Origin of the sequence: Saccharopolyspora antiqui (assembly GCF_052246905.1) — a bacterium.
GTDB lineage: Bacteria > Actinomycetota > Actinomycetes > Mycobacteriales > Pseudonocardiaceae > Saccharopolyspora.
Map to the genome: position 1 here is coordinate 14,230 of NZ_JBQQBO010000027.1, position 26,659 is coordinate 40,888.

26 protein-coding genes are annotated in these 26,659 nt (G+C 68.6%); 13 read left to right on the forward strand and 13 right to left on the reverse strand.

All coding sequences use genetic code 11. The features are described 5' to 3' along the window. Positions 1-168 precede the first annotated feature (168 nt). Both ACTWQN_RS31275 and ACTWQN_RS31280 read right to left on the reverse strand, forming a co-directional pair. Positions 169-423, reverse strand: coding sequence for a WhiB family transcriptional regulator (locus tag ACTWQN_RS31275; protein WP_443207217.1), 255 nt, complete (start codon positions 421-423; stop codon positions 169-171). A 248-nt stretch (positions 424-671) separates the two neighbouring features. Next, a complete protein-coding gene (locus ACTWQN_RS31280) occupies positions 672-1,598 on the reverse strand; it encodes a diacylglycerol/lipid kinase family protein (protein ID WP_443207218.1) in 927 nt (308 codons plus the stop codon). Positions 1,599-2,029: 431 nt separating this feature from the next. Between ACTWQN_RS31280 and ACTWQN_RS31285 the strand changes: the two genes are divergently transcribed. Further along, positions 2,030-2,461: a hypothetical protein gene (locus ACTWQN_RS31285; protein ID WP_443207219.1), complete on the forward strand. Its 432-nt coding sequence runs from the start codon at positions 2,030-2,032 to the stop codon at positions 2,459-2,461. A 95-nt stretch (positions 2,462-2,556) separates the two neighbouring features. Here ACTWQN_RS31285 and ACTWQN_RS31290 read toward each other — a convergent pair whose 3' ends face one another. The 5 genes from ACTWQN_RS31290 to ACTWQN_RS31310 form a co-directional block, all read right to left on the reverse strand. After that, entirely contained in the window at positions 2,557-3,024 is a 468-nt protein-coding gene (locus ACTWQN_RS31290; RefSeq protein ID WP_443207220.1) for a GNAT family N-acetyltransferase, read from the reverse strand. Positions 3,025-3,099: 75 nt separating this feature from the next. Further along, entirely contained in the window at positions 3,100-3,696 is a 597-nt protein-coding gene (locus ACTWQN_RS31295; protein WP_443207221.1) for a histidine phosphatase family protein, read from the reverse strand. Positions 3,697-3,715: 19 nt separating this feature from the next. Further along, positions 3,716-4,342 carry a DJ-1/PfpI family protein gene (locus ACTWQN_RS31300; protein WP_443207222.1) on the reverse strand — a complete coding sequence of 209 codons (627 nt, stop codon included), beginning with the start codon at positions 4,340-4,342 and terminating at the stop codon, positions 3,716-3,718. Between the two features lie 11 nt (positions 4,343-4,353). Then, complete coding sequence (locus ACTWQN_RS31305) at positions 4,354-4,740, reverse strand: helix-turn-helix domain-containing protein (protein ID WP_443207223.1); 387 nt, start codon at positions 4,738-4,740, stop codon at positions 4,354-4,356. Between the two features lie 248 nt (positions 4,741-4,988). Continuing rightward, positions 4,989-5,534, reverse strand: coding sequence for a TetR/AcrR family transcriptional regulator (locus ACTWQN_RS31310; protein ID WP_443207224.1), 546 nt, complete (start codon positions 5,532-5,534; stop codon positions 4,989-4,991). Between the two features lie 112 nt (positions 5,535-5,646). Between ACTWQN_RS31310 and ACTWQN_RS31315 the strand changes: the two genes are divergently transcribed. Then, complete coding sequence (locus ACTWQN_RS31315) at positions 5,647-6,087, forward strand: YybH family protein (RefSeq protein ID WP_443207225.1); 441 nt, start codon at positions 5,647-5,649, stop codon at positions 6,085-6,087. A 63-nt stretch (positions 6,088-6,150) separates the two neighbouring features. Here ACTWQN_RS31315 and ACTWQN_RS31320 read toward each other — a convergent pair whose 3' ends face one another. Beyond that, positions 6,151-6,315 (reverse strand): hypothetical protein, encoded by a 165-nt coding sequence (locus tag ACTWQN_RS31320; RefSeq protein ID WP_443207226.1) that lies wholly within the window; start codon positions 6,313-6,315, stop codon positions 6,151-6,153. Positions 6,316-6,341: 26 nt separating this feature from the next. Here ACTWQN_RS31320 and ACTWQN_RS31325 point away from each other — a divergent pair, with 26 nt between their 5' ends. Beyond that, positions 6,342-6,956 (forward strand): nucleotidyltransferase family protein, encoded by a 615-nt coding sequence (locus ACTWQN_RS31325; protein ID WP_443207227.1) that lies wholly within the window; start codon positions 6,342-6,344, stop codon positions 6,954-6,956. 521 nt (positions 6,957-7,477) lie between these two features. Here the strand turns inward: ACTWQN_RS31325 and ACTWQN_RS31330 are convergent. Continuing rightward, the gene (locus ACTWQN_RS31330) at positions 7,478-8,758 is read right to left on the reverse strand and encodes a dicarboxylate/amino acid:cation symporter (RefSeq protein ID WP_443207228.1); all 1,281 of its coding nucleotides are present in this window, start codon (positions 8,756-8,758) and stop codon (positions 7,478-7,480) included. Between the two features lie 182 nt (positions 8,759-8,940). Here ACTWQN_RS31330 and cuyA point away from each other — a divergent pair, with 182 nt between their 5' ends. Next, positions 8,941-9,948 (forward strand): D-cysteate sulfo-lyase, encoded by a 1,008-nt coding sequence (gene cuyA, locus ACTWQN_RS31335; protein WP_443207229.1) that lies wholly within the window; start codon positions 8,941-8,943, stop codon positions 9,946-9,948. A gap of 51 nt (positions 9,949-9,999) precedes the next feature. Here cuyA and ACTWQN_RS31340 read toward each other — a convergent pair whose 3' ends face one another. After that, complete coding sequence (locus tag ACTWQN_RS31340; RefSeq protein ID WP_443207230.1) at positions 10,000-10,905, reverse strand: LysR family transcriptional regulator; 906 nt, start codon at positions 10,903-10,905, stop codon at positions 10,000-10,002. A 595-nt stretch (positions 10,906-11,500) separates the two neighbouring features. Here ACTWQN_RS31340 and ACTWQN_RS31345 point away from each other — a divergent pair. Together ACTWQN_RS31345 and ACTWQN_RS31350 are read left to right on the forward strand one after the other, a co-directional pair. Then, the gene (locus ACTWQN_RS31345; protein WP_443207231.1) at positions 11,501-14,095 is read left to right on the forward strand and encodes a M14 family metallopeptidase; all 2,595 of its coding nucleotides are present in this window, start codon (positions 11,501-11,503) and stop codon (positions 14,093-14,095) included. An 80-nt stretch (positions 14,096-14,175) separates the two neighbouring features. Then, positions 14,176-14,862 carry a hypothetical protein gene (locus ACTWQN_RS31350; RefSeq protein WP_443207232.1) on the forward strand — a complete coding sequence of 229 codons (687 nt, stop codon included), beginning with the start codon at positions 14,176-14,178 and terminating at the stop codon, positions 14,860-14,862. Positions 14,863-15,310: 448 nt separating this feature from the next. Here ACTWQN_RS31350 and sodN read toward each other — a convergent pair whose 3' ends face one another. Further along, the gene (gene sodN / locus ACTWQN_RS31355; protein ID WP_443207233.1) at positions 15,311-15,718 is read right to left on the reverse strand and encodes a superoxide dismutase, Ni; all 408 of its coding nucleotides are present in this window, start codon (positions 15,716-15,718) and stop codon (positions 15,311-15,313) included. A 117-nt stretch (positions 15,719-15,835) separates the two neighbouring features. Between sodN and ACTWQN_RS31360 the strand changes: the two genes are divergently transcribed. Beyond that, positions 15,836-16,111, forward strand: coding sequence for a S24/S26 family peptidase (locus ACTWQN_RS31360; RefSeq protein ID WP_443207296.1), 276 nt, complete (start codon positions 15,836-15,838; stop codon positions 16,109-16,111). Positions 16,112-16,129: 18 nt separating this feature from the next. Here the strand turns inward: ACTWQN_RS31360 and ACTWQN_RS31365 are convergent, their stop codons facing one another. After that, a complete protein-coding gene (locus tag ACTWQN_RS31365; RefSeq protein WP_443207234.1) occupies positions 16,130-16,738 on the reverse strand; it encodes a dTDP-4-dehydrorhamnose 3,5-epimerase family protein in 609 nt (202 codons plus the stop codon). Between the two features lie 401 nt (positions 16,739-17,139). Here ACTWQN_RS31365 and ACTWQN_RS31370 point away from each other — a divergent pair, with 401 nt between their 5' ends. Both ACTWQN_RS31370 and ACTWQN_RS31375 read left to right on the forward strand, forming a co-directional pair. After that, positions 17,140-18,339 carry an NAD(P)-dependent malic enzyme gene (locus ACTWQN_RS31370; RefSeq protein WP_443207235.1) on the forward strand — a complete coding sequence of 400 codons (1,200 nt, stop codon included), beginning with the start codon at positions 17,140-17,142 and terminating at the stop codon, positions 18,337-18,339. Positions 18,340-18,654: 315 nt separating this feature from the next. Then, on the forward strand, positions 18,655-21,471 hold the full coding sequence (locus ACTWQN_RS31375) for an EAL domain-containing protein (RefSeq protein ID WP_443207236.1): 2,817 nt from the start codon (positions 18,655-18,657) through the stop codon (positions 21,469-21,471). A gap of 99 nt (positions 21,472-21,570) precedes the next feature. Here ACTWQN_RS31375 and ACTWQN_RS31380 read toward each other — a convergent pair whose 3' ends face one another. Then, entirely contained in the window at positions 21,571-23,130 is a 1,560-nt protein-coding gene (locus ACTWQN_RS31380; protein WP_443207237.1) for a bis-aminopropyl spermidine synthase family protein, read from the reverse strand. A gap of 185 nt (positions 23,131-23,315) precedes the next feature. Here ACTWQN_RS31380 and ACTWQN_RS31385 point away from each other — a divergent pair, with 185 nt between their 5' ends. Genes ACTWQN_RS31385 through ACTWQN_RS31400 form a run of 4 tightly spaced genes read left to right on the forward strand, consistent with a single transcriptional unit; the run spans position 23,316 to position 26,618 of the window. Then, positions 23,316-24,410 carry an ABC transporter ATP-binding protein gene (locus ACTWQN_RS31385; protein ID WP_443207238.1) on the forward strand — a complete coding sequence of 365 codons (1,095 nt, stop codon included), beginning with the start codon at positions 23,316-23,318 and terminating at the stop codon, positions 24,408-24,410. Next, positions 24,407-25,063 (forward strand): ABC transporter permease, encoded by a 657-nt coding sequence (locus ACTWQN_RS31390; RefSeq protein WP_443207239.1) that lies wholly within the window; start codon positions 24,407-24,409, stop codon positions 25,061-25,063. Before ACTWQN_RS31385 ends, ACTWQN_RS31390 begins: the two co-directional genes overlap by 4 nt. Then, on the forward strand, positions 25,060-25,740 hold the full coding sequence (locus ACTWQN_RS31395) for an ABC transporter permease (protein WP_443207240.1): 681 nt from the start codon (positions 25,060-25,062) through the stop codon (positions 25,738-25,740). The genes ACTWQN_RS31390 and ACTWQN_RS31395 overlap by 4 nt, the downstream gene beginning before the upstream one ends. Further along, positions 25,740-26,618, forward strand: coding sequence for an ABC transporter substrate-binding protein (locus tag ACTWQN_RS31400; RefSeq protein ID WP_443207241.1), 879 nt, complete (start codon positions 25,740-25,742; stop codon positions 26,616-26,618). Before ACTWQN_RS31395 ends, ACTWQN_RS31400 begins: the two co-directional genes overlap by 1 nt. The last annotated feature ends 41 nt before the right edge of the window (positions 26,619-26,659 follow it).

Consider the following 26,659-nt stretch of genomic DNA (forward strand, 5'->3'; position numbering starts at 1 on the left):
AACTTGACGGGTCCTGCCGGGGCCGACATCGACGCGGATCGGCCGGGGTCTCGTCGGGGCTTGTGGAATTGTCGGGTGCGATGGCCGTTTCGTTCGACCGGGGCGAAAACGTGCGGTCGGCCACCGGGGGTGTGACCGAACCGGCACGTTTTCAGCGGGCTATACGTCTCAGACGTTGGTGCGAGCCCGGGTGCGAGCGTTGCGCCGCTTGAGCGCGCGCCGCTCGTCTTCGCTCATACCGCCCCAGACGCCAGCGTCCTGCCCGCTCTCCAGTGCCCAGGCCAGGCACTCGGAGGCGACGGGACAACGGCGGCAAACGGCCTTCGCCTCGGCGATCTGCAGCACAGCAGGACCGCTGTTCCCAACGGGGAAGAACAGCTCCGGGTCCTCGTCACGGCAAACCGCACGGTGGCGCCAGTCCATCGTTCCTTGCTCCTCGCTAGGCGCGCCCACGCGCGCCGCTCGTTTCGTTCGGGGTGTTTGTGAATGCTTTCACGGAGTCCGTGTGCTTGTGAATGCTTTCACGAACTGCCGCGATGTCAAGAGTTCGATCTCGCGTGGTGAGAGAACTCACCTGAAAGATCGATAGGACTTGACCAGGGGTTTCGGTGTGTCATCGGTCGCAGACGGGGGTCGCGAGCCAACAACGACGTTCATCCGTTACGAGAAGGTTATACAGCGACGCGGAGAGCATCCGGGACGGAGAAGAACTCGATCTCCGAACGCTCGCCCAAGCAATCGCCGTCGACCTGCAGGCGCAACGGCTCCGTACAGGTTACGCGGAGATACCCCACGTCTGCACGCTGAATTGAGTTCCTTGTGTGTGGTTTCGCTCTACCGCGTAGCATCTGCGCTACATGTTGTAACACAGGGTAAGCATGCATGTCATGCAATGCGAAGACGCCCAGTCCGGTATCGAAGCTGGTGTCGAGGCTCATGCGGACCGGCCGGGAGCCGAGGTACGTCCACGGATCGGTGTTCGAAACGAACACGCTGTGTAGTCGACTTATTTGTTTTTCGTCACCAATTTGCAAGCTGACCAACGGCTCGCGGTGCGCCATGTGGAAGTAGCAGCTCAGTGCGGTGCGCGCGTAGAGGGCGGGAGTCACGTTCCGGCCACGGGAGCGTTGCCGCTCGACCTCGGCGACGACCTCGGCGTCCCAGCCGACACCGGCGTTGAAGGTGAACCAGCGGTCGTTGGCCTTGCCGAGACCGACCCATCGGCCACTGCCGTCCGCCACCGCCCGCAACAACCGGTGGGTGGCCTCGACCGGGTCCTTGGGCAGACCGAGCGCGCGGGCGAACACGTTCGCGGAACCGCCGGGCACCACGCCCAGCGTCGGCATCGACTTCTCGCCCGCCTCGGCGGCCGAGAACATGCCGTTGACCACCTGGTTCACCGTGCCGTCGCCGCCGTGCGCGATCACCAGGTCGACACCGTCCTCGACGGCCGCTCGCGCGGTGTCGGAGGCGTGGCCCCAGTGCTGCGTTTCAACGACGTCCAACTTCAGCTCGCTGGCCAGCGCATGAGCGATCACATCCCGGCCAGCCGCGGTGGTGGACGTCGCCTGCGGGTTGACGACGAGTACGGCGCGCACAACCCGAAGCCTAGGCGAGGCCGATGCGACCCGATGCACCCTCCGGTGCTCGGCGGTGTCGGACCGCGAGTTCAGTTCTCCCGGAGCTCCCCCCTTCGCGGTGCGCCGCACAGGGAAGGGCCGACGTGCCCGACCGAGGTGGGGTCGGCAGGCTGAGACACCAGGAAGGGGTGCGCCATGCCGTTGACCGCCACCGGGTTCCGGTGGACTTCGGATGCGCAACCCCGGAGCGCATCCGATCGTCGTCCACCGGTGCTGGCCGAGCACACGACGGACCGCAAGGACACCCCGATGCCCCCGACCGCCGCTTTAGCCATGAGTCGATCATTGCGCGTGACCCTGGTCGCAGCCATGCGGCGTTCGGGCGGTATTACCATCGAAAGCGCATACGCAGAGTCACGAAGTCCGTTCCAGGAAAGGCGACAGCGACCGTGTCGACCGAAGTTGTCCCGCGCACCGTGCGAATCGCGGGTGCCCTGACCACGTTGCAGGCGGTGGCCGGACTGATCTTCGTCGTGGCGCTGCTGGTCCGCAGCACCGCCAGCGACCTCGGCGGGGTGGGGCAACTGGAGCGCGGTGAAACCTACGGCGAAGCCGGGTACTACGCGCTGCTGGCCGCCGGAGTGCTGGCCGCGGGCATCGGACTGTGGAAGGGCAAGCACTGGGCGCGCACTCCGGCCCTGCTGTTGCAGCTGCTGTTGCTGGGTACCGCGTGGTACGCGTTCGGGCCGTCCGGGCAACCGCTGATCGCGTTGGTGATCGCGGTGCCGGCGATCGCCGTGCTGTGGTTCCTGTTCAACCGCGAGGGGCGGGCCTGGGCCTTCTACGCGAGCACCGCGCCGGACGCGGATCGAGAGGACTGAGCGCGCATTTCGCGCAGCTGGGTCGAGCCGGTGCGCAGCCGTGGCGATTGATGTCCAAATAGGACTCCCGCGTGAATCATCGCCCGGCAGCGCGTTCAGGAGCTGAACGCGCGCAGCGCGGTCCCGGTGAGCCGGTACATGGTCCACTCGTCCAGCGGGGTTGCACCGGCCGCCTTGTAGAAGTTGATCGACGGCTCGTTCCAGTTCAGCACCGACCACTCCAACCGCGCGTAACCGCGCTGCACGCACTCCCGCGCCAAAGCCTGCAGCAGCGCCTTGCCGAGACCGCGACCGCGCTGCTCGGGGCGGACGTACAGGTCTTCCAGGTAGATGCCGTGCACGCCCTCCCAGGTGGAGAAGTTCAGCAACCACAGGGACAGCCCCACGACCGCACCGTCCACTTCGGCCACGTGGCCGAACAGCGCCGGTGCCGGGCCGAACAGCGCGTCCAGCAGTTGCTGGTCGGTCAGGTGGCACTGCTGCGAGGCCTTCTCGTAACGCGCGAGTTCGTGCACCAACTCGACCATGGCGGGCACGTCGGCACGGGTGGCCCGGCGGATCATCGACACCTCCACGAGATTTGCTACCGCCCCAGGATATTCGGGACGGCAGACCGCCGGTGCACGGGATTTACCCCGTCAGCCCTGCTGCCACGGCGGGATGTTGGACCGCTCCACCTGCGGCACGCCCCGCTCGTGGCCCAGCACCGTGATGCCCGCCGGATCCAGCGCGAAATGCACCCCCGAAGTAGCCGACAAGCCCAGCCAGCGAGCGATCAAGCAGCGGCTGAAGTGGCCATGGCCCACCAACACCACATCGGAGTCCGCGTCCACGATGCGCGCCAGCAGCTTGTCAGCGCGCACGGTGACGTCCGCGGCCGTTTCGCCGCCGGGGCAGGAGTGCGTCCACACCGTCCAGCCCGGCACCTGCTCGCGGATCTGCGCAGTCGTCAGACCTTCGTAATCGCCGTAATCCCACTCGGCGAGCAGCGGTTCGGTGCGGACATCCGCCAGCCCGGCCAGCGTTGCCGTGCGCTGCGCGCGCTGCCGCGGACTCGCCAGCACGACGACCGGTCCGGCCGGGCGCAAGGCGGAAAGCGTCTGCCCGGCCTGCCGCGCCCGCAGCTCGCCCTCGACGGTCAGCGGGATGTCTGAACGACTGGTGTGCTGGCCGGTCTTGGACCACTCGGTGGTCCCGTGCCGGAGGACGTACACGCGGTGCTCATCGTGTGCCACGGCGTCGAGCGTAACCGCGCTAAGCAGCGCATACCCTTTCGCGCACGGCGGCCACCACCGCCGGAGCCGCTTTCTCCGGCGATCCGCTGTCCAACGGCGGCTGCGGGTCGTATTCCATCGCCAACTGGATGCGTTCGCCCGTTTCCCGACCCCACATCTCCACAGCCAGCGCCAACCCCATGTCGATGCCCGCGGACACCCCGGCAGCGGTAACCACCTTCCCGTCGAAAACCACTCGCTCGGTGGCGACCTCGACGCCCATCTCGGCCAGCACCTCGCGCGTCGTCCAATGCGTCGTCGCACGCTTGCCGGTCAGGATTCCGGCCTTCGCCAGCAGCAGCGCGCCGGTGCAGACCGAGGTCGTCCACGTCGTGTGCGGGTGCACTGCGGCCAGCCACGACGGCAGCGCCGCGTCGTCCAGCGCACTGCGCCAGCCGCGACCGCCCGGGACGACCACGATGTCGGGTCGGGTGAGTTCGTCGAAGGTCGCCGTCGCCTGGATCGGCAACCCGGAGTCGCAGCGCACGACACCCCGCCCCGCCGCGACGAAATGCGCGGTGACCTCCGGATGGGCGGCCAGGGCCTCGTACGGGCCGACCAGGTCCAAAGCGGTGAAGCGGTCGTAGAGCACGAATGCGATGTCCATGATGATCTCCTTCATCCTGCGGTGCGGAAGCGATCCCGATAAGCGCTGGGTGGCACGCCGAGTTGGCGCAGGAACGCGCGGCGCATCGTTTCGGTACTGCTGAAGCCGCAGCGCCTGGCGATGCCGCGTTGGCCGGTTTCGAGCATCGAGCGGGCGGCTTCGACGCGCGAGCGCTCGACGTAGCGGCCGGGACTGGTGCCGACCTGCTTGGTGAACAGGCGCGTGAAGTGCCGCGGGCTCATCGTCAGTCGCGCTGCCATCGCCGGAATGCTGTAGTCGCCTGCCGGGTTGGCCGCGATGTCGCCGAGCAGATCGCTCAGCGCGTGGTCGGGTACCGACCGCGCTGAGTTCCACACGCTGAACTGCGACTGCCCGCCCGGCCGCTGCAGGAACACCACGAGCCATTTCGCCAGCGTGCGGGTCAGCTCGGCCGAGCGACGCCAGGCGCACCCGGTAGCCCCCGTCGAGAGCGCGCGATGCGTTGTCGAACACCTCCAGCGGCCCAGCGGCGTCCAGCAGCTGGATTCCGTCGTAGACGGCGATGACCACTTCGTGCCTGCCCACGCAATCGAGCCTGGCTGCTTCGGTGGATGTCCTCAAGGACGAATGGCCCACTGATTGGGACAACCTCGGGCGAATCGTCCGTTCAGCGGGCGGCGACTCCGCTCAGCAGGACTTCCGCGGCCAGTCGCCAGTCGGTGCCGGCCGAGATCGTCGCCGACAGGCCGACCATGAAACCGTGGTACGCCTCGGGTGTGACCTCCGCGCGGATCACCCCGGCGCCGTGGGCCCGGTCGATGAGTTCGGCGAGTCTGCGTTCGAAGGCGCTCTCGTCACCGGGGAGGGGTTTCGGTGGCAGATCGCGGAAGGTCTCGCGCAATCCGGCGTCGCGACTCATGGCTTCGGCGGTGCTGCGGACGTTGTCGACGACCGCTTCCCAGGGGTCTTCGGCGGCCAGCGCCCGGTCGAGGTTGGCGGTTCGTTCCGCCGCCCATTCCTGTACCAGCGCCGCCACGAGCGCCTGCTTCGTCGGGAAGTTCCGGTAGAGCGTGCCGACTCCCACGCCCGCCCGGCGGGCGATCGGTTCCATCTGCACGTTGGAGCCGTCCTCGGCGAACGATCGCCGAGCGGCGTCGAGGATTCGATCGCGGTTGCGGCGGGCATCGGAGCGCAGCGGGCGTTCGGCTTGCATGCTCGCAGCGTAACCCAACCGGAATCGAGGTTCCGAAATAACTTGACGTGGTGGCCTGCTACCTGCAGTATGGGAATCGAAATTCCGGTTCCGGTTCGGCTAGGAGGCGATCATGATGGGTACGAGTGATGTTCAGGTGGCGGTGCGCCAACTCATGTCGGCGGCGGACCGCCTCGATCTCGATGGATTCGTCGGGATGTTCCAGCGCGATGCGGACTTCCACAACCCGATCGGGATGGTCCTGCATGGCCGTGACGAGATACGTGCTCTGCACGAGAAGCTGTATTCGCCGGACCCGCCACCCGGCTTCCCGACGTTCGCCGCGGCCAGGTCGAGCGGCGAGATTCGGGCCGTCCGGTTCGTGGGAGAGGGCGTGGCGATCGTCGATTGGGACTGGCGGCAACAGGGTGGGCAAGCCGACGGCGCGCGGTGGCCGTCGCGATCGGGCACGAACACGACCGTGTGGAGTCGGGACGGCGATGCGCTGTGGCGAGTGGTGGCCTGGCGGGACAAGGACTTTCCGGCGGGATACCGAAGACCACCCGGGTACTAGCGGCACCTGACTGCGCAGGTGGATGCCCGGCATGCTGCCGGGGTCTGTTCGGTGTGCCGCTGGTCAGTCGGTGCTGTCCTCGGCCGGTCCGAAGTGGATGGTTCGACTGCCGGATTGCCCCGGATTGCCACGGATTGCCACGGTGCCGTGGTGGTGGACGGCGTCATCGAGGAATGCCCGGAGGTTCGGCAGCTCCAGATCCGGCCGCCCAGTTGACGTCTTGCCCACGGTGACGAAGGTGGTAGGCAGGGGAGGTGATCAGCCGACTGCCAGTGGCCGAACAGCTCAACGCCTTCCGGGAGGTGCTTTCCCGGAACGACGTACTGGTGGAGGTCCTCGACCGCGCCGCGCGGCTTGGGCTGCCCGGCTGGTACCTGACGGCGGGCTGCCTGTTCCAGACCGTTTGGAACGCGGTCACCGGGCGGGCCCCGGCCGAGGGCATCAAGGACTACGACCTGTTCTACTTCGACGCCACCGATCTTTCCTGGGAAGCCGAGGACGGGGTGATCCAGTCGGTGCAGGAGGCTTTCACCGATGTCCCGGCCGAGGTCGAGGTTCGCAACGAGGCTCGCGTCCACCTTTGGTACGAGCAGAAATTCGGCGTTCCGTGTCGCCCGTATTCGTCAACCGAGGACGCGATCGATTCGTTCGCCGCGACCACCTGCTGCCTCGGGGTCCGTCTCGAACCAGGCGGGCATTGGCGCGTCTACGCCCCGCACGGCCTGTCGGACGTGTTCAACCTCGTCGTCCGCCCCAACCCCGTGTTGGCTCCGCGCAGTGTCTACCAGGCCAAGACCAGCCGTTGGAGCCTCCAGTGGCCAGAGCTGACCGTCCTGCCCTGGCCGACACCGACGGCCGCGGCAACGTGACAAGCGTGGCGAAACGTCGATGAACGCGAGGTCCCGCTCGGCTCCTGCGCAAGCCCGTTTCGGCAAGCCCGGCAACGGGACACGCGTGCATCCGGTGCCCGAGCGCCACACCAACCTGAAAGGGGCCACCTGACTCGATGAAACCGGCTTCGTGGGCGCGAAGAACCCGGTGTCGCCGCGATCGAGGACCACACGAAGGCCTGGGCGGGACCGGAGCCCGGCCCGGGTGTGCACGAGGACTCGGCCGGAGGCTCGACCCATGTCCTCGTGCGGCTTCCGGTCGTAGTGGCGCAGGACTGCCTCGGCGTCGCGGTTGCGGCATCGCGCCGGTTCGGCCCGGTGACGTGGTGTCCGCGTCCGCTGCGGCTCGGCGGTCGGCCTTTACTGTCCACAGTGGATCAGATGATCGGTATCGGCACCGCGTCATCCGTGGGAGCGAAGTTCGGGAAGCTCCGAGGGATCCTCAAACGCACTGCGGATTCCGGGCTGCGCTGACCGGTATCCGCGCACTGCGCCAGCGGTTACGCCGCCACCTCTTCCTTCGGTCGCCTGAACAGCCCCTCGGACTTGGCGATCACGAGCGCGGCCAGCGAGTTGCCTGCCACGTTCAGGCCGGTGCGCGCCATGTCGACCACGAAGTCGACGGCGAGCAGAATGGCGACTCCCTCCGGGGGCAACCCGATTACCGCGGACGCCGAGAACAGCACCACGATCGCGGCCGAGGGCACCCCGGCGATTCCCTTGGTCAGCAACATCAACACCAGCAGCATGGTGAGCAGCTGCGGAATCGTCAGCTCCACCCCGAAGGCGTGCGCCAGGAAGACCACCGCCAGCGCCTCGTACATGGTGGCTCCGTCGGCGTTGAAGGAGTAGCCGAGCGGGAGGGTGAACGACGAAACCGTCCGGTCTACCCCGAACCTGTCCAGTCGACGGATCAGCGGGGCGAGCACGACCTCGGCGCTGCGCGTCACGAACGCCAGCAGCAGGAGGTCGCCGACGGCCCGCAGCATCGGCACGTACGGAACGCGGAAGATGGCGGCGATGATCGGGAACAGCACGACGAGCACCACGATGACCGCGCCGTAGAAGACCGCGACGAACATGACCAGCTTCAACACCAGGTCCCACCCGTAGTGCGCGGTGTTGTACGCCACGAAGGACACCACGGCCAGCGGGGTGAGTTTGACCACCCAGGCGATCACCTGGAACATCGCGTCCGCGATGCCGTCCATGACGGCGATCACGGGCTTGGCCTTGCTGCCGATCTTGGTCAGCGCCAGTCCGAGGAACACGGCGAAGAAGAGGATGGCCAGCAGATCTCCCTCGCCGAGCGCGGCGAACACGTTCTCCGGGATGATGTTGAGGAGCAGCGACGAAAGGTCTACCGACTTCTGGATGTTGTCGGTGTTCGCGGGAGCCAGCGAGTCGAGGTTCGCGCCCTTGCCTATCCCGGTGATGAAGGCGAAGAAGAGGGTCACGATCAAGATCACCGTGGTGACGACCTCGAAGTACAGCAACGCCTTCCCCGCCAGCCGGCCCACCGCCCGCGCCGATTCCATGCGTGCGATCGACATGACGATGAGCGGGAAGATCAGCGGGACGATGCTCATCTCGATCAGCCGGATGAACCCGTCGCCGATGATCTTCAAATGCTCGCTGAACGACGGGGCGGCGAAGCCCAGCACGGCTCCGACGACGAGGGCGACGAGCACCTGGACGCCCATGGGCGGCATGGACAGCCGTCGTCGGCCGCGCTCGTCGCCAGCGCCGGGCGGCGCCGCGGTCGCGTTCGGGTCCTCCATGCGCAGCACATCCTCTCGCAGCGGTTCTGCAGGCGATGGCTTGGAAGTGTTGTTCCCGTTCACCGAACGGGCGGTACCTCATGCGTCATGTGCATGACCGTTGCCGAAATACCAGCGCCCGACGAACGCTGATCAACTGCCGGAGAACCGTACCCCTCCAACCACGACGAGGCGATGGCCGAATGGTCCAGATTGCACGTTTCGATCGATTTCCACTGGGGCATTTCCCGACCGCGCTCGAACCGATGGACCGCCTGACCGCACACCTGCGGGAACACCACGCACAGGTGCCCAACCTGTGGATCAAACGCGACGACTGCACGGGGCTGGCTACCGGGGGCAACAAGACCCGGAAGCTGGAGTTCCTGGTGGGCGAAGCGGTCCGCCAGGAAGCCGACGTGCTCATCACGCAGGGAGCGACCCAGTCCAACCACGCCCGCCAGACCGCCGCCGCGGCCGCGCGGGCCGGGATGGAGTGCAAGCTGTTCCTCGAAAAGCGCCAAGTGCGCGACGAGGAGTACGAACTTTCCGGCAACGTGCTGCTCGACGACCTGCTCGGCGCCGAGATCGTTGACCGGGTCCCGGCCGGAACCGACATGCAGCAGGCGATGGAACTGCTCGCCGACGACCTGCGCGCGAACGGCAGGCGGCCGTACGTGATCCCGGGTGGCGGGTCGAATCCGCTGGGCGCCGTTGGATATGTCGGGTGCGCGCAGGAGTTGGAGTCGGCCCCGGTCGCGGTCGACTGGGTCGTGCACGGCACCGGCAGCACCGGAACGCAGGCCGGACTCGTCGCGGGGCTGCGCGCGATGCACAGCCCGGCCCGGGTGCTCGGCATCAGCGTGCGGCAGCCAGCGCAGGCCCAGATCGACGCGGTGTTCGGCCTCGCCGCGCGCACGGCGGCCCTGATCGGAGCCGAGGGTGTGGTCGCCAGGGAGCACGTGCTGGTGGACGACCGCTGGGTCGGGCAGGGCTACGGCGTCCCGACCGATGCGATGGTCGAGGCGGTCCGGCTGGTCGCGTCGACCGAGGGCATCCTGCTCGACCCGGTGTACTCGGGCAAGGGTTTCGCCGGCCTGCTGGGCAACATCGCCGACGGCCGCTTCGCCGCGTCGGACAACGTGGTTTTCCTGCACACCGGTGGAAGCGCTGGCCTTTTCGGATATCGCTCGGCCTTCGAGCGGAGCTGAGCTCCTGCCCCGAACCCCCGCTGGCGCCTCGACCGCACCGCGGCCGGGTGGTCAGCTCGCTCCGGCGACGAGTCCGGCCGCCCGGTGCCAAACGGTGGCCACGTGCCGCGGCATCCGCTGGCGCCGCACCCGGAACAGGCGGATCTCCAGCTCGGCCGACAGGGACGGGCCGCCGACCTCCCGCAGCATGCCAGCGGCGACGCCGGGCGACGCGAGGTCCTCGGGCAGCCATCCGATGCCCAAACCCGCCTGCACGAGCGCGGCCAGCGCCGAGGTGAGTTCACTTTGGACGATCGGCGAGAGGTGCAGGTCGTGGCCGCTGAGCAGCCGGTCGGTTACCTGGCCGAGGAATGCGCCCGAACCGTGCGTCACCACCGGCACGGGGTTGCTCGCGGTGCCCGGTAGGGCGAAGTCCGCGTGCCCGGCGGTAACCGAGGAGTAGGGCGCCAGCCGGTCCCTGCCCACCACGAGCCATTCGAGTTCGGTGTCCGGGAAGACCGGCGGACCGACCGGATCGGCGTAGGCGAGCATCAGGTCGCAGCTGCCGTGCACCAGCATGTCGTAGCCGTGGAGGGTGTTGGCGGGCAGCAGCGAGCACGGCACCGGCCGCTGATCGCCGCAGCAGGCCCACCACGCGGGGAAGAACGTCGTCGCCAGCGTTTGCGCCACCGCGACCCGGACGGCGCCCCGTGGCGTTCGGTGCCGACCCCGGAGCTCCTCCCGGATCGCGCCGAGCCCGGCCACGGTCCGGATCGCGCTCGCCCGCACCTTCGCTCCGGCAGGGGTGAGCGCCACGGGGAAGGTCGACCGGTCCACCAGCGCCTCGCCGAACCACAGTTCCAGCGCGCGGATCCGTCGGCTGAACGCGGGCTGGCTGATGTGCTGGGCCGCGGCGGCCCGGGTGAAGCTCTCGTGTTCGGCCAGCGCCAGAAAGCTCTCCAGCCAACCGATGTCCACGGGCGCAGCCTAGTAACCGCTGATCAGGAGACACGGCTGTCCTACTGGTTGGGACAGCGGTGCCGGGCCTCGGCTGACCTGCGTGGCCGGGTGAGGCACCCAGCCCGGTGCTGTCGGGTAGCGGAGCTGGCGGCACCAGCCGTGCCGTTCGAGTGCGGTCGGCGAGGCGTCACCGACAGTGCGGATTGCCTGCGCGGTGCCCGGATTCAACCGTCCACTCGGGATCGTTCGTCGCGCGCCTCCGGTGAGGCCGTGCGGCTCGGCGCCAGCGCGTACCCCCGGACCTGCTGGAGCTCGTGTTGTCACTGGCCGGAAGTTTCGGGTTTTAGATCCAAAATGAGGCTTGCGCCCGGTCTGAGCGCGGACTAGAAAAATATTCACTGTATGCAGGACCGGAGTGCCCGATCTTCGCTCCAGGACACCCCGGGTGCACCGAACGGCGCATCGTCGCGTCGGACCACGTCGCCCCCTTCAAACCCATCGCTACGGGGCGACGATTCCTCGTCCGCTCAATCCGCTGTGCCCGACCGCGGGCCGCTTCTGCGGTGGCCGCACTGTGCCCTGACAACTGAAACGACTCCTCGAAGGAGCGGATATGCGCTCACCTGTCCGGAGACTGGCCGTGGTCGCTGCCGCGGTCATCGCTCTGGTGGCGCCGGTCCTGCCGCCCACAGCGGCGGCTGCCCCCAGCATCCCGAATCCCGAGCAGTACTTCGGGTTCCGCATCGGATCCGATGGTCGGCTCGCGATGTTGGATCAGATGGTCCCCTACTTCCAGTTGATCGCCGATCGCAGCAACCGGGTGAACTACGAGGAGGTGGGCAGGACCACGCAGAACAACCCGTACCTGATGCTCACCATCAGCTCGAAGAAGAACCTGGACAACCTGGATCGACTGGTCCAGATCAACAATCGCCTCGCCGACCCGCGCGGCCTGTCGCCGACCGAGGCGGAGAGCCTGGCCCGCGAGGGCAAGCCGTTCTACTACGTGCAGGCCGGTATCCACGCCAACGAGGTCGGCAACTCGCAGGCGATGCTGGAGATCGCGCACCGGCTGGCGACCGAGGATTCGCCTTACATCAACAACATCCTCGACAACGCCGTGATCCTGATGGTGCCGTCGCAGAACCCGGACGGGCTGAAGCTGGTCAACGACTACTTCAACGCCACCGCGGGAACGAACTACGCGCGCGTCTACCCGGACCTGTACCAGAAGTACACCGGGCACGACGACAACCGCGACTGGTTCATGTTCACCCAGGTCGAGTCCGACTTGATGGTCTCGATCCAGAACAAGTACCACCCGCAGGCGTTCCAGGACGCGCACCAGGCGGGCACCGGCGCACCGCGCATGTTCACTCCGCCCTACTTGTCGCCGTACGACCCGAACATCGATCCGATCACCGTGCAGCAGACCAACGACATGGGCATGGCGATGCAGCGGGGCATGACCTCGGCGGGCATGAAGGGCGTCGGCTGGGCCCAGTCCTACGACTACTGGACGCCGTCGCGGCAGTACCAGGTCTACCACGGTGCGGCCCGGCTGCTGACCGAGGCGGCGAGCGTGTCCGACCTGGCGTACCCGCAGGTCGGTGACGGTCCGCTTGGGCAGCAGGAGTCGGACATCAACTTCATCGAGCCCTACGACAGCAACACCTGGACGCTGCGCCAGATCGTCGACTACACGTCCCAGACGTTCTACTCGGGCGTGGATGAGCTGGCCAACGACGGCTACAACTGGCTGAAGGACTTCTACAAGGTCGGGCTGCGCAACGTCGAGCGCACCGACGCGTACGCCTACGTCATCCCGGCCGGTCAGCGCGACCCGCAGGCCGTCCGAGACACCCTGGAGATCATGCTGACCGGCGACGTGGAGGTCCAGCAGGCGCAGGCGCCGTTCACCGCGGGCGGCAAGGAGTACCCGAAGGGCTCCTACGTCATCTACCTGGCGCAGCCCTACTCCGGCTTCGCCAAGACGCTGCTGGAGGTGCAGCACTACCCGCAGCTGCTGCAGTACCCGGGCGGGCCGCCGCAGCGCCCTTATGACGTGACCGCCCAGACGCTGCCCATGCTGCTCGGTTTCCAGGCTGACCTGGTCAAGGATCGGTTCAACGCGAGCACCAGTCCGGTCATCAAGCCCGACCCGGCTCCGGTGACCGTCCCGGCACCGCCGGGCAAGGGCGGCGCGTACGTGCTCGGTCCGGAGTCCTATGGCGTGTACCAGATCGTGTCGAAGCTGCAGGGCGACGGCATCCCCACCTTCCGGGCGGCGGCCGAGTTCACCGACGCGGGCCGCACGTATCCGGCTGGCACCTTCATCGTCCCGCCCACCGACGCGGCGACGAAGGCGCTGACGGAGCAGTCGAAGGCGACCGGGATCCCGGTTTACTCGATCTCCGACGTGCCGCAGATCGAGGGCGTCCAGCTCAAGCCGGGCACCAGGATCGGTTTGCTCAAGCCGCCGAACAACATCCCGTCCGGCTGGCTGATGTGGATGTTCGACCAGTACAAGGTCAACTACCAGATCGTCCAGGCCGGCGACTACGGCAACCTCGCGGGCAAGTTCGACGCCATCGTGATGCCCGACGGCGTGAGCAAGAATTCCATCGTCAACGGGCTCAGCGCCGACCGCTACCCACCGGAGTGGAGTTGGGCCTTCGGCGTCGGCGAGGAAGGCTGGAACCAGCTGCGCGACTTCGTGAACGGCGGCGGCACGCTGGTCAGCTTCGGCGCCGCCACCGGCACCGCGCAGGAACTCTTCGGCCTGCCCTTGGAGTCGGTGCTGCCGGAGAGCTCGTCGGTGTTCTACAGCCCCGGCTCGCTGCTGAGCCAGGACATCGACACCAACGACCCCGCCGCGTGGGGCATGACCGACCACAACCCGGTCTGGTTCGACGGCGACGACGCCTACCGGATCACCGACCCGAACAAGTTCCCGAACCATGTGGTCGGGCAGTACCCCAACCGCAACGAGCAGCTCGAAAGCGGCTGGCTCATCGGCGGCGAGTACCTCAACGGGGCGGTGAACACGGTGTCCTGGCAGATCGGCAAGGGCTCGGTGGTCACCTTCGGCAACCAGGCCTCGTTCCGCACCTGGAACCGGGGCGAGCAGAAGATGATCTTCAACGCGCTCTTCAACGGTCCCTCGCTGAAACTGTCCCCCGACCAGTTCGCGGCCATCGCGGACTGACCGTCCGCACCAGGTGGGGCGGCGCCAACGGCGGCGCCGCCCCGCTCCTTTCCCCCGACCCGGCAACCCTGGGAGGTTCCGTGAACCGCCGTCCAATCCGTCTACTGTGCACGGTCGCGGCCGGCTTCGTGGTGCTGGCCGGGTGCAGTTCGCCCTCGGACGGTCTTGCGGACACGGCGCCGCCGGTGTCGATCACCCGGTATCCGGACGCCGCCCCTGCCCGGCCACCGGAGCAGGTGGCCAAGGACAACCGGGCGATCGCGGAGGACGCCCTGCCCGCCGACGCGGACCTGCCCGGCTTCGCCCCGGCATCGCCGGGCGAGGCGAGGCTGCTGCTGTGCCCAGCGGTGACCGAGGCGGTGCCGGACTCGGTCGTGCACGCGTCCAAAACGTGGACGGGAACCGGTGACCAGGTGGGCCGCACGCTCACGGTCACCGTGGTGTTCGACCCGCAGAACGCGCCAGCCGACCGGCTGCTAGCGACACTGCTGCCCCCGGAATGCGCCGAGGACACCGGCGGGTTCCACTACGTCTACGACCGCCAGCCCTTCGAGCAGTCCGACGGCTGGAGCGGCGTGCTGAACACGATTCTCGCCACGGACACGCGCAGCGGCGAGCACAGCTACCGGACGGCTTATCTGGTGTCCAAAGAAGACGCCCTGGTGAACGTCGTGGCCAGCCGCGCTGGCCGGGAGACCTTCGACCCCACGGTGGACGAGACGGCCGCGGACGCGCTGAAGGTGGTCCTGCGCAAGTTCGCCGGTTGAGGCGCCACCGGCCAGCCGCAACCGTTGTGGTTCAACCGCATTCGGTGCGGCCCGGGGCCGAATGCCGCCGGAAGCCGCAAAAAGATGCTGACCAGCGGTGTTTCCGCTGGCCAGCATCTTGGTGAAGTCGGTGGCCGCAGCCCCGCTTGATCTCCCAGGACACATTCAGAGGCGTTCTACAACGCGAATTCGGAGCTGTTCGTAATCGTGTTCGGGGAAATAATGCGGGAAATATTTCAACCATGTTCGTCAGCATTTCTGCCGCAACGCGGTGCTCGCTATCGACATGTGAGACATCTGTGAAAAGGTTTTGCAACTCTGCGAGGGTGTCGATCCAGGGGAGCGCGCTGGGGCGTCGCTGGGCCGTTTGGCACCGGCGGGGGATCAAAAAAGACGCCGACCGGCGGAATGTGTTTCCGCTGGTCGGCGTCCTTTGAAAGCCGGTGCCTCAGCCCTGCTTGGTCTCCCAGAAGATCTTGTCGATCTCGGCGATGTAGTCCAGCAGCTGCTGACCGGACTTCGGCTCCATCGAACCCTTCGTACCGGTCGCGCCCGCGGCCTTGGTGGCCTTGTTGACCAACTCGTGCAGCTGCGGGTACTTCTCGAAGTGCGGCGGCTTGAAGTAGTCGGTCCACAGCACCCACAGGTGGTGCTTGACCAACTCGGAGCGCTGCTCGGCGATCAGAATCGCCCGCGTGCGGAACTCCGGGTCCTCATTGGCCTGGTACTTCTCCTGGATCGCCTTGACGGACTCAGCCTCGATCCGTGCCTGCGCTGGGTCGTACACACCGCACGGAAGATCGCAGTGCGCGGTCGCCTCCAGGCGGGGGCTGAGGATTCGCGACAAGAGTCGCATGATTCCTCCCTGACAGTGAGTGCTCCGACAGAGCCGACCCTACTCTGGAAGATCCTCGACGTCCTACCGGAGGTGGCTGTGAAATCCCTCGGGCGATGGCCCTGGCGGCGGTTGCTGGTGCGCGGACCGTCCATGGTTCCCACCCTGCGGGATCGCGATGTGGTGCTGCTGCGGTTGCGCGGCCGCGCCCGCTCGCGCGACGTCGTGCTGGTCCGCTGGGCCCAGCGTCCGGAGCAGCTGTCGGTGAAGCGCGCGCTGCGCCGAGACGGTGCGGGTTGGCACGTCGAGGGGGACAACAACTTCGGATCGACGGACTCGCGGGAGCTCGGCCCGGCCGAAGTCCTGGGCGTCATCCGCTGGCGGCTGTGGCCGAATCCGGGCCGGGTGCGGTGACCCGATCCGCGTGGCCGTTCAGCTGGCGGTGCGCAGGGTTTCGTAGTGGGCCAGGCAAGTTCCGTAGTCCGGAAGTAGACCTTGTTCGGCGGCTTTGGCCAGGCCGGGGGCGTTTCGGTCCTTTTCGGACAGGATCGGTTCGCCGCCCAGCTCCGACCAGGGCAGTGCCAGGTCCGGGTCGAGCGGGTCGATGCCGTGTTCGGCGCCCGGGTTGTAGGGCGTCGAGCAGAGGTAGGTCATCACGGTGTCGTCGGTGAGCGCGGCGAACGCGTGTCCGAGGCCTTCGGCGAGGTAGACGGCCCGGTATTCGGTGGAGTCCAGCCGGACGGCGGTCCACGCGCCGAAGGTCGGGGAGCCGACCCGCACGTCGATCACCACGTCCAGCAGCGCGCCCTTCGGGCAGTACACGTACTTGCCTTGACCTGGCGGTACGTCGGCGAAGTGCACGCCCCGGACGACGCCTCGCGCCGAGACGCTGTGGTTGGTCTGCGCGACGTGCAGCGGGTGCCCGGTGGCTTCGACGAACGCCGGTTCCTGGAACGGTGCGACGAACAGGCCACGGTGGTCGGGGAAGGCCTTCGGGGTGAATTCGAACGCGCCGGTGATTTCAAGTCGACGTACCTGCACGGTCGAAAGCCTAGGAGGTCCGCCGGAATACGGTCCGCTGGGGCGGAGTTGACCGGGCGGACGCACCGCGATTCGTCGAATTGAAGTAGGACGCGCGTACTGCCGACACGTTCGGTCTAAAAAGGACGCGCGTACTGCCAAATTGGTTTGACGTTTTGTTGAAACTGCTGGTGAGGTGATGTGATCCCGGTCGCTGACACTGATCTAGCGGCCTGGCACACTGTTCGAACCGCAGCGTCCGCCGAGCCGCTGTCCGACCAGGGCGGCCGGTCTCGGTCATTTGAAGACGTCGGCCTGACCGGAAACGCCTGGGAAGGCCGCGTCGTAGGGCGGTGAAGTGCCGCCCATTCGCCAGGCCGGGGATGTACCCCGGCCGTCGGCATGGCTACAGGAGGGACGCCGTGACCACCGTGAACGACAGCACCGCCAGCGGAGTCGGTGCGGAGTTGAGCAACGAGGAGATCTTCGCGGCGCACGAAGGCGGCAAGCTCGCCGTCAGCGCGACCGCGCCGCTGGATTCCGCGCGGGATCTGTCGATCGCTTACACCCCCGGCGTGGCGCAGGTCAGCCGGGCCATCGCCAGCGACCGCACGCTGGCCGACCGCTACACCTGGACGCGGCGGTTGGTGGCCGTGGTCAGCGACGGCAGCGCGGTGCTCGGGTTGGGCGACATCGGGCCGCGGGCGGCGTTGCCGGTGATGGAGGGCAAGTCGGCGCTGTTCAAGACCTTCGCCGGGCTCGACTCGATTCCGCTGGTGCTCGACACCAACGACGTCGACGAGATCGTCGAGACCCTGGTTCGGCTGCGCCCCTCCTTCGGCGCGGTCAACCTGGAGGACATCTCCGCGCCGCGGTGCTTCGAACTGGAGCGCCGGGTGATCGAGGCGCTGGACTGCCCGGTGATGCACGACGACCAGCACGGCACCGCCGTGGTCGTGCTGGCCGCGCTGCGCAACGCCGCCAAGGTCGTCGACCGCGAGCTGGGCTCGCTGCGCGTGGTGATCTCCGGTGCCGGTGCGGCCGGGGTGGCGTGCGCGGAGATCCTGCACGTCGCCGGGGTCGGCGAGATCGTCGTGCTCGACTCGCGCGGCGTGATCCATGCCGGACGGGACGACCTGACGCCGATCAAGCAGGAATTGCTCGGCTACACCAACCCGCGCGGAATCACCGGCGGGGCCGCGGAGGCGCTGCAGGGCGCCGATGTGGTCATCGGGGTGTCGGTCGGGCAGCTCCCGGAGGAGTTGGTGGCGACGATGGCCGAGGGCGCCATCGTGTTCGCGCTGGCCAACCCCGACCCGGAGATCCACCCGGACGTCGCGCGGCGGCACGCGGCCGTGGTCGCCACCGGACGCAGCGACTTCCCGAACCAGATCAACAACGTGCTGGCGTTCCCCGGCATCTTCAAGGGTGCGCTGGACGCCGGGGCGAGCAAGATCACCGACGGGATGAAGGTCGCGGCGGCCGAGTCGATCGCGGCGGTCGCCGCCGACGACCTCAGCGCGGACCACATCATGCCCAGCCCGCTGGACCCGCGGGTGGCGCCGGAGGTCAGCGCGGCGGTCGCGAAGGCGGCCCGCGCCGACGGAGTCGCCACCGCATGAGTCGCCGAGGCTGTCGCAGCGGGGCCGGACGCCGGTAGGTTCGGGAACCGCGGACAGCGGGGCCGGGGGAGCCAGCAGCGGCTGCCCCGGCCCTGGCACATCGGCGACGGCAACCGATTTTCGTCGGTCGGCGTCATCATGTCGGGCGACGACTGTCACCTCTCCAAGGAACCGGTCCGCGGCCCGGCACCATGGCGTTACCGCCGGTGCGTCGACCGGTAAGGTCTGCCGCACGGCTCGCTGTGTTTCAGGTCACTCGTTAGTGGTCTGTCAAGCGTCCGGAGTTGGCGGCCGAGCGGCTGCTATGCAGGAGGGGTGCTGTTGACCGAGCGGAGCGAGGGGAACCGGGCGACCTCCGGTGGACTCGACCTGGCCAACGCCCACGCCGAGGAATTCGCGCTGGTCGAAATGCCGTCCGCGCCAGCCCTGCTGAGCACCGAGGACGGGATCGTGGTTCGCGCCACGGAACAGGCCGCGAAGCTTGCCGGGGAAGCCACGCCCGCCGCCCTGATCGGCTGCCGCCTGGCCGACCTGGTGATCCGCGACGGATCGGTGTCGGCGCTGCGGGCGCGCGGTGGCCGGATCCCGGTCCGCCCGCTGAGCTGGCCGCACGCCGAGGACAGCCGGTTGCGCGTCACCGTGCTGGTCGATGTGTCGGATCTGGCCGAGCCGGAGCCGGAGACCACCGGTACCGGCGACGCCGACGAGCGGCGCTGGTTGATCGAGGCGCAGCGGATCGCCAAAGTCGGCAGCTGGGTGTTCTACCCGGAAACCGGCGAGTTCTACCGCAGCCCGGTGCTCGCGGAGTTCCTCGGTGTCTCCGGTGCCACGCATACCGGCGACGTGGGGGCGATGATCGCGGCGACCTATCCAGAGGACCGCGAGCGCGCCGCGGAGTTCCACACCGCGGTGCTCGCCGCGCCCGAGGACGAACTGCTGGAAGTCGAGCTCCGCGACCTGCCGGGCAAGCGGGTCTACATGTGCACCGGGCGGGCGGAGTACAACCGCTCCGGGCGGATCGAGCGGGTGCAGGGCACCGTCCAGGACATCACCGAGCATCGGGCGCTGGAGCGCCAGCTCCGCGACGAGCGGCGCAAGCTGCAGGACGCGCAGCGGATCGCCAAGCTCGGCACCTGGGAATGGGATCCGCAGTCCAACGTAATGCGGCTGTCGAGCATGCTGCACGAGATCATCGGCAAACCGGCCACCGCGCCGCTGACCTTCGACAGCTACCTGGAACGGGTGCACCCCGACGATCAGGGGTGGGTCCGGCAGGCGTGGCGGCCGTTGCTGGACCAGCACGACCCGATCGAGGTCGAGCACCGCTACGTGCGGCTGGACGGCGCGACGCGGATCCTGCGCATGCACGGCACCGCGATCCGGGACGCGGACGGCCACGACGTGCTGGTCGGCACCGCCCAGGACGTCACCGAGCAGCGGGCCGTGGTGACCCGCATGGAGCGTTCCAGCCAGCGGTTCACCGATCTGGTCAGCATCACCCCGGTCGGGATCGGGTTGTTCGACCGGGCCGAGCGGCTGGTGGACGCCAACGATGCGCTGTGCGATCTGCTCGGCTACCGGCTCGAACAGTTACGCGGCATGACGATGCGCAACATCACCCACCCCGACGAGGAGGACACCGGTCTGCCCGCGCCGGGCGAGCGGTCGGGGATCCGGCGCCGGGTGCCGCAGCGGGTGTTGGTGCGCTCCGACGGCGAGCCGGTGTACTGCGAGCTGCACACCTCGTCGTCGGTGCAGGACGACGGCACCCAGTTCTGGCTGGTGGTGTTCCAGGACATCACCGAGCGGCGGCGGGCGGCCGAGGCGCTGCGCTACCAGGCCACCCACGACGACCTCACCGGGCTGCCGAACCGGGCGGCGGTGAAGGACCTGCTCGGCCACCTGCTGGGGCGCGCCGACTCGCACCGCGTCGCGGTGCTGTTCTGCGACATCGACAACTTCAAGCGGGTCAACGACTCGCTGGGCCACGACGCCGGCGACGAGCTGCTGGTCGCGTTGGCGCGGCGGCTTGAGGGCGGCCTGCCCGACGGGTGCACGGCCGCGCGGCTCTCCGGCGACGAGTTCGTGATCATCTGCCAGGACATCGAGGCTGTCGGCGGCGTCGACTCGCTGGCGACCAGGGTGTCCGGGCTGCTGCGCACTGCGGTGCCGGTGCACGGCCAGCTGATCCGGGTGTCGGCGGCGATCGGTGCCGCGGTGCCCAACGGCACCGGCGCCGGTGGTGAGGACCTGCTGCGGTTCGCCGACGCGGCGATGTTCGAGGCGAAGGCGCGCGGCGCCGGCAAGGTTTCGCTGGCCAGCACCGCGTTGATGGCCTCGGCGGACCGGCAGCTGCATCTGGAAGGGCAGCTGCGGGACGCGCTGAACAACGACGGCCTGGCCCTGCACTACCAGCCGGTGGTGAATTCCGACGGCGCCGTGGTCACCGCCGAAGCCCTGGTGCGCTGGCCGCACCCGGACCGGGGGATGCTCGCGCCGGATGCGTTCCTGCCCGTGGCGGAGCAGGGCGATCTGTTGCGCGAACTGGATCGCTGGGTGCTGCGGACCGCGCTGCGGGAGGCCTCGACCTGGCCGGCCCGCAACGGGCGTCCGGTCGCCGTCGCGGTGAACCTGGCGGGCCTGGTGCCCGGCGGACCGGAGTTCGTCGACGCGGTCGCCGACATCGTCGCCGAGACCGGCATCGCCTGGGACCGGGTGATCCTGGAGCTGGTGGAGACCGCGCTGGTGGATCTGCCGTCGCGGACCCGGCACGAGATGGGCGAGCTGGTCGGGCGCGGCGTGCGGTTCGCCGTCGACGACTTCGGCACCGGCTACTCGTCGCTGGCCAGGCTGAAGGACCTGCCCGCGCAGATCATCAAGGTGGACCGCCGGTTCGTCGCCGGAGTCGGCGGGGACGCGTCCGACTTCGCCGTGGCGCGGGCGGTGGTGGACATGGCGCGCGCGATGGGACGGCAGTGCGTGGCGGAAGGCGTGGAGACCGCGACGCAGTTCCACGTGCTCTCCGGGGTAGGTGTGGATGCCTACCAGGGGTGGCTGTTCTCCGGCGCGATCCCGGCCCGCGAGTTCCGCGACCTCCTCGCCTGCGGCCCGCTGCCGGTCCCCGGCGCCTGAACGACCAGGGCGGCCACGTTCGAGGCCGGTCTTTCGCGCTTATTTCGCATTCCGTTGCTGGGGTGGTGAAGCGAGCACCGCAGGCCTGTAGTAGACGCGTCACCCGCGCGTGGGTTGCGGCGTCGAGGCGCGCAGCACCTCGGTGATGCGGTGCCGGGGCAGGTCGATCAGGCGCAGGTCGAGGTCGATGGGATTGGGCGCGAGGCCATCAACGCGTTCCTTCGCTTCGCGTTTGGTCAGTTCCACATCGGATTGCGCGATCAGCGCCTCGCGCCAGATGTTGCCGACCTTGCCGTGCGCCCGGTGCAGCAGATACCCGGCCACCGACCGTTCCTCGACCAGCTCCCCCACCACGATGGCGTGCTTCGAATCCGGGCTGCTGCGGTGGAATCGCAGCCGGTACTTGGCCGCGACCAGCTCGCAGACCCCGCGCTGACCGGTCTCGTTGGCGATGTCCGGGTGGTTGTTGTCGACCAGGAAACCGATCCGTTCGGCATTGCAGGCCAACAGCATCCGCACCAGCCACGGCCCCGGATCGGCCCGCAGGTCGAACACCGGGGTGCCCTGCACCGCCCGGATCGGTCGGGACCAGCCGGGATCCCGCAGCGACGACACCGTGCCGCCGACCCGCTCGCTGATCGCGTGCAGGAACTCCACCGGTGCGGCGGCCTCCAGCGCCTCCACCGACTGCGGTCCGTGGGTGTAGATCCCGGGCGCCTGGCGCAGCGCCAGCTTGCGGGTGTGCGCGGTCGGCTGGCACACGTACAGGTCGCTGGCGCTGCCGATGGCCTGCGCGCCGAAGTACCGGGAGAACTGCGGCAGGATCGCCTCGAACACCATGCCCAGCCGCAGCAGCTGCTGCTGCACCTTGTGCCCCAGCGCGGGGGTCCGCGGGCTGTAGCCGTAGGCGATCAGCAGCCTGCTGCGCTGGTTGGCCAGGCATTCGGCGGCGCGCGTGGCGAACAGCCCGATGCCTTCCGGGGTGTAGGGCGGGTCGGTGAACACCAGGTCGGCCCAGCCCTCCAGCACCGGCGGCACCCCGAACCGCAGGTCGGCGTGCAGGGTGCGGACGGTGAAACCGCGTTCGGCGCAGACCGCGTCGATGTGCCGCAGGATCCGCTCGTCGACGTCCAGCACGGTCACCGAAGCCGAGGGCACGACGAGGCTCAACGCCAGCGACGTCAGGTCGTGATCGCCGAGGCAGAGCACCTGCGCGCCACGCAGGTCGTAGTTGTCGCGCAGCCATTCGGCGCGGCGCAGGGCGGTTTCCGGGGTGGCGGTCACGTGGTCGAGCGCCTCCAACGGCGCCGGGCCGTCGGTGATGAAGCCGCGCATCAGCTCCAGCCGGTCGGGCCCGGCGGGCGGCGCGGCGTGCAGCTCGTCCAGTGCGAAGCGCTCCCGATAGCGGTCGCGGACATCCGGCACCAGGCGAGAAGTCTCGCCGCTGGTTTCGACGTCGGATCCGGCTGCGGCGAGCAGTTCTTCGACCGTGCGCCGCGAGACGGCCGTCCGGCGGATCAGGTCGTCGAGCGTCACGGCGCCTTCAGCGAGTTGGGCGAGGAGTTCGCGCAGTCTGCGGGCGTGTACTCCGGCGTCGGCGACGAAGGCGTGCACCGCGTCGATCGGCTCGGGAGTTGCGGGATGCTGGGGAGTGTTCATCGGGTTCCTCAGCTTACGGCGTGCCCCGTGGCGTCGCCGCCGCACCGAGCTCCCACGTGGTGGGATCGCGCAGCTGAGATGCGGCGCGAAGATCACGCGTCGGTCTCGGTCGATCGCACGGCTGGGCCGATCGAGTTAGGGTCGGCCGGGTTTGGGGGACCGTGACTATCCGTGAGGGGGCTCGGTTGATCGAGTTCCAAGCCGTTCGAAAGCAGTACGACAACGGCACTGTCGCCGTCCACGAACTGAGTCTGTCGGTGCAGACTGCCACGATCACCGTGTTGGTGGGGCCGTCCGGGTGCGGCAAGACCACCCTGATGCGGATGGTGAACCGGATGATCGAACCGTCGTCGGGAACAGTGCTGATCGACGGCACCGACGTGCGCGAGCGCGACCCCGCGCAGCTGCGCCGCGGCATCGGCTACGTCATCCAGCAGGCCGGGCTGTTCCCGCATCGAAACGTCTTGGACAACGTGGCGACCGTGCCGCTGCTGCACGGCCGCAGTCGGCAGGAGGCCCGGCGCCGCGCCGGTGAGCTGCTGGAACTGGTCGGGCTGCCGCAGGAGTTGGGCAAGCGCTATCCCGCGCAGCTCTCCGGGGGTCAGCAGCAACGCGTCGGGGTGGCGCGGGCACTGGCGGCCGATCCGCCGGTGCTGTTGATGGACGAGCCGTTCAGCGCGGTGGACCCGGTGGTGCGGGACGGCCTGCAGGACGAGTTGCTGCGGCTGCAGGACGAGCTGGGCAAGACGGTCCTGTTCGTCACCCACGACATCGACGAGGCGATCAAGCTCGGTGCGAAGGTCGCGGTGCTGCGCCAGGGCGGCCATCTCGCCCAGTACGCCGAGCCCGACGACCTGCTCGCCGAACCGGCCTGCGACTTCGTGGCCGCCTTCGTCGGCCGGGACCGCGGTTACCGGCGGTTGTCGTTCGTGGCATCCGACGGCGTGCGCCCGCAACCGCTGGACGTGATCGAGCTGGGTGCGCAGGTGGCCGCGCAGCAGCAGTGGCGGCTGGTGGTGGACGGCGACCAACGGCCGCGCGGCTGGCTCCCGCCGGGTGCGGCAGCGGGTGGTGAGCTCGCCGAGGACGAGCTGATCGCCGGTGGCTCGCTCTACACCGAGCACGGCCCGCTGCGCGGTGCCCTGGATGCCGCGTTGTCCGCACCGTCCGGACTGGGTGTCGTCGTCGACGGCGACGGGCGGTTCGTCGGGGTGATCACCGCCGAGCACGTGCTCGACGTGATCGAGCAGCACCGCGGCCAGGTCGGTGACGTGCCGTGATTGACTTCTTCGCGAGCCCCAGCAACCGGGAAATGGTGCTCGGCCAGCTCGGCGAGCACATCTACCTGGCCCTGCTGCCGCTGCTGCTCGGGATAGTGGTGGCGCTGCCGCTGGGACGACTGGCCCAGCAGGTGCGCCTGCTGCGCGGCGCCGTGCAGGGCGGGGCGAACATCTTCTACACGATCCCGTCGCTGGCGCTGTTCGTGATCATTCCCGGGGTGCTGGGGACCCCGCTGCTGTCGTCGATCAACGTGATCTTCGCCCTGACCCTCTACACCGCGGCGCTGATGGTCCGCCCGGTGCGCGACGCCCTGGACTCGGTGCCCGCGCACATCGTCACGGCCGCCACCGCGATGGGCTACCGGTCCACCCGGCGGCTTTTCGCCGTGGAGCTGCCACTGGCGGTGCCGGTGCTGGCCGCCGCGGTGCGGGTGGCGTCGGTCAGCAACATCAGCCTGGTCAGCGTGGGTGCGCTGGTCGGCATCGGGGGGTTGGGGCGGCTGTTCACCGACGGGTTCCAGCGGGACTACCCGGTGCAGATCGTCGTCGGCATCGTGCTGACCCTGCTGCTGGCCCTGGTGGTCGACCTGGTGCTGGTGGCGTTGTGGCGGATGTCCACGCCCTGGGCGCGGGTGGGGGTGAGCCGCGCATGATCGGCGAGCTGATCGCCTGGTTGACCGACCCGGCGCACTGGACCGGCCAGGGCGGAATCCTGGTGCAGACGTTGTTGCACCTGTACTACTGCGTGTTCTCGGTCGTCGTCGCATCGGTGCTGGCCGTGCCGCTCGGTGTCTACATAGGACACACCGGGCGCGGTGCGGTCTTCGTGGTGGGGATCAGCAACGCGATGCGGGCGCTGCCCACCTTGGGCGTGGTGACGCTGCTGGTGCTGGGGTTCGGGCTCGGCGAGGGCCCGGCCCTGGCCGGGCTGGTGGTCCTGGCCATCCCGGCGATCCTCTCCGGCACCTACGCCGGGGTGCGCAACGCCCCGGCCGATGCGGTCGACGCGGCCAAGGGCATGGGGATGACGCCGATGCAGCGGCTGTGGCAGGTGGAATTGCCGACCGCGCTGCCGCTGGTGTTCGGCGGGGTGCGCAGCGCGATGCTCCAGGTGGTCGCCACCGCGGCGGTCGCGGCCTACGTCGGGCTCGGCGGACTGGGGCGGATCCTGCTGGACGGACTGAAGATCAGCGACTACGCGCAGATGGCATCGGCCGCGATCGTGATCGCGGTGCTAGCGGTGCTGCTCGACCTGGTGTTGGCCGGCGCGACCCGGCTGTTGGTGCCGCGCGGTCTGGTGCTGGCCGCCCGACGAGGAGGTAAGGATTGATGAAGCGGTTGCTGGTGTGCGCCGCCGCGGCGGCGCTGCTGCTGTCCGGCTGCGGTTCGCAGGACCCGTTGGAAGCCAACCAGAGCCAGGACGGCTCGCTGGTGATCGGCTCGGCCGACTTCGCCGAAAGCGAGCTGCTGATGAACATCTACGCCGAGGCGCTGAAGACCACCGGGGCGGACGTGCAGACCCGGCCGCGCATCGGCGCCCGGGAGTTCTACGTCAACGCGGTGCGCAACGGGGAGCTCTCGGTGGTGCCCGACTACACCGGGAACCTGCTGCAGTACCTGAACCCGCAGTCGACGGCGACCGAGACCCAGCAGGTCTACGACCAGCTCAAGGGTGCCGTTGGGGCCGACATGGAACTGCTCGATCAGTCCCCGGCCGAGGATTCCGACGTGCTGACCGTCACCGCCGCGACCGCTGGGACGGGGGTGCGCTCGATGAGCGACCTCGGGCCGCGCTGCGGTGAGTTCGTGCTCGGCGCGCCAGCGGAGTGGAAGTCCCGCTGGGAAGCCAAGATCGCGCAGGACTACGGCTGCGTGTTCAAGGAGATCCGCAGCGTCGAGGCGGGCAACATCACCATCAGCGCGTTGACCAGCGACCAGATCCAGGTGGCGAACCTGTTCACCACCTCGTCGCAGATCGGCGCGAACAACCTGGTCAAGCTGGACGATCCGAAGAACATGTTCCCGGCGCAGAACGTGGTTCCGCTGGCGCACAAGGGGAAGCTGACCCCGCAGCAGGTCGAGGTGCTTAACAGGGTGTCCCGCGCCCTCGACACGGACAAGCTCACCGAACTCAACCGCCGCCTGGAGGTCGAGAAGGCGAACCCGGCCGACGTCGCCAAGGAGTTCGTCACCACCGTCGGGCTGTGAACCGCTGCTCGCGGCCTCGGTTCACCTCGCCCGGTGCGGGG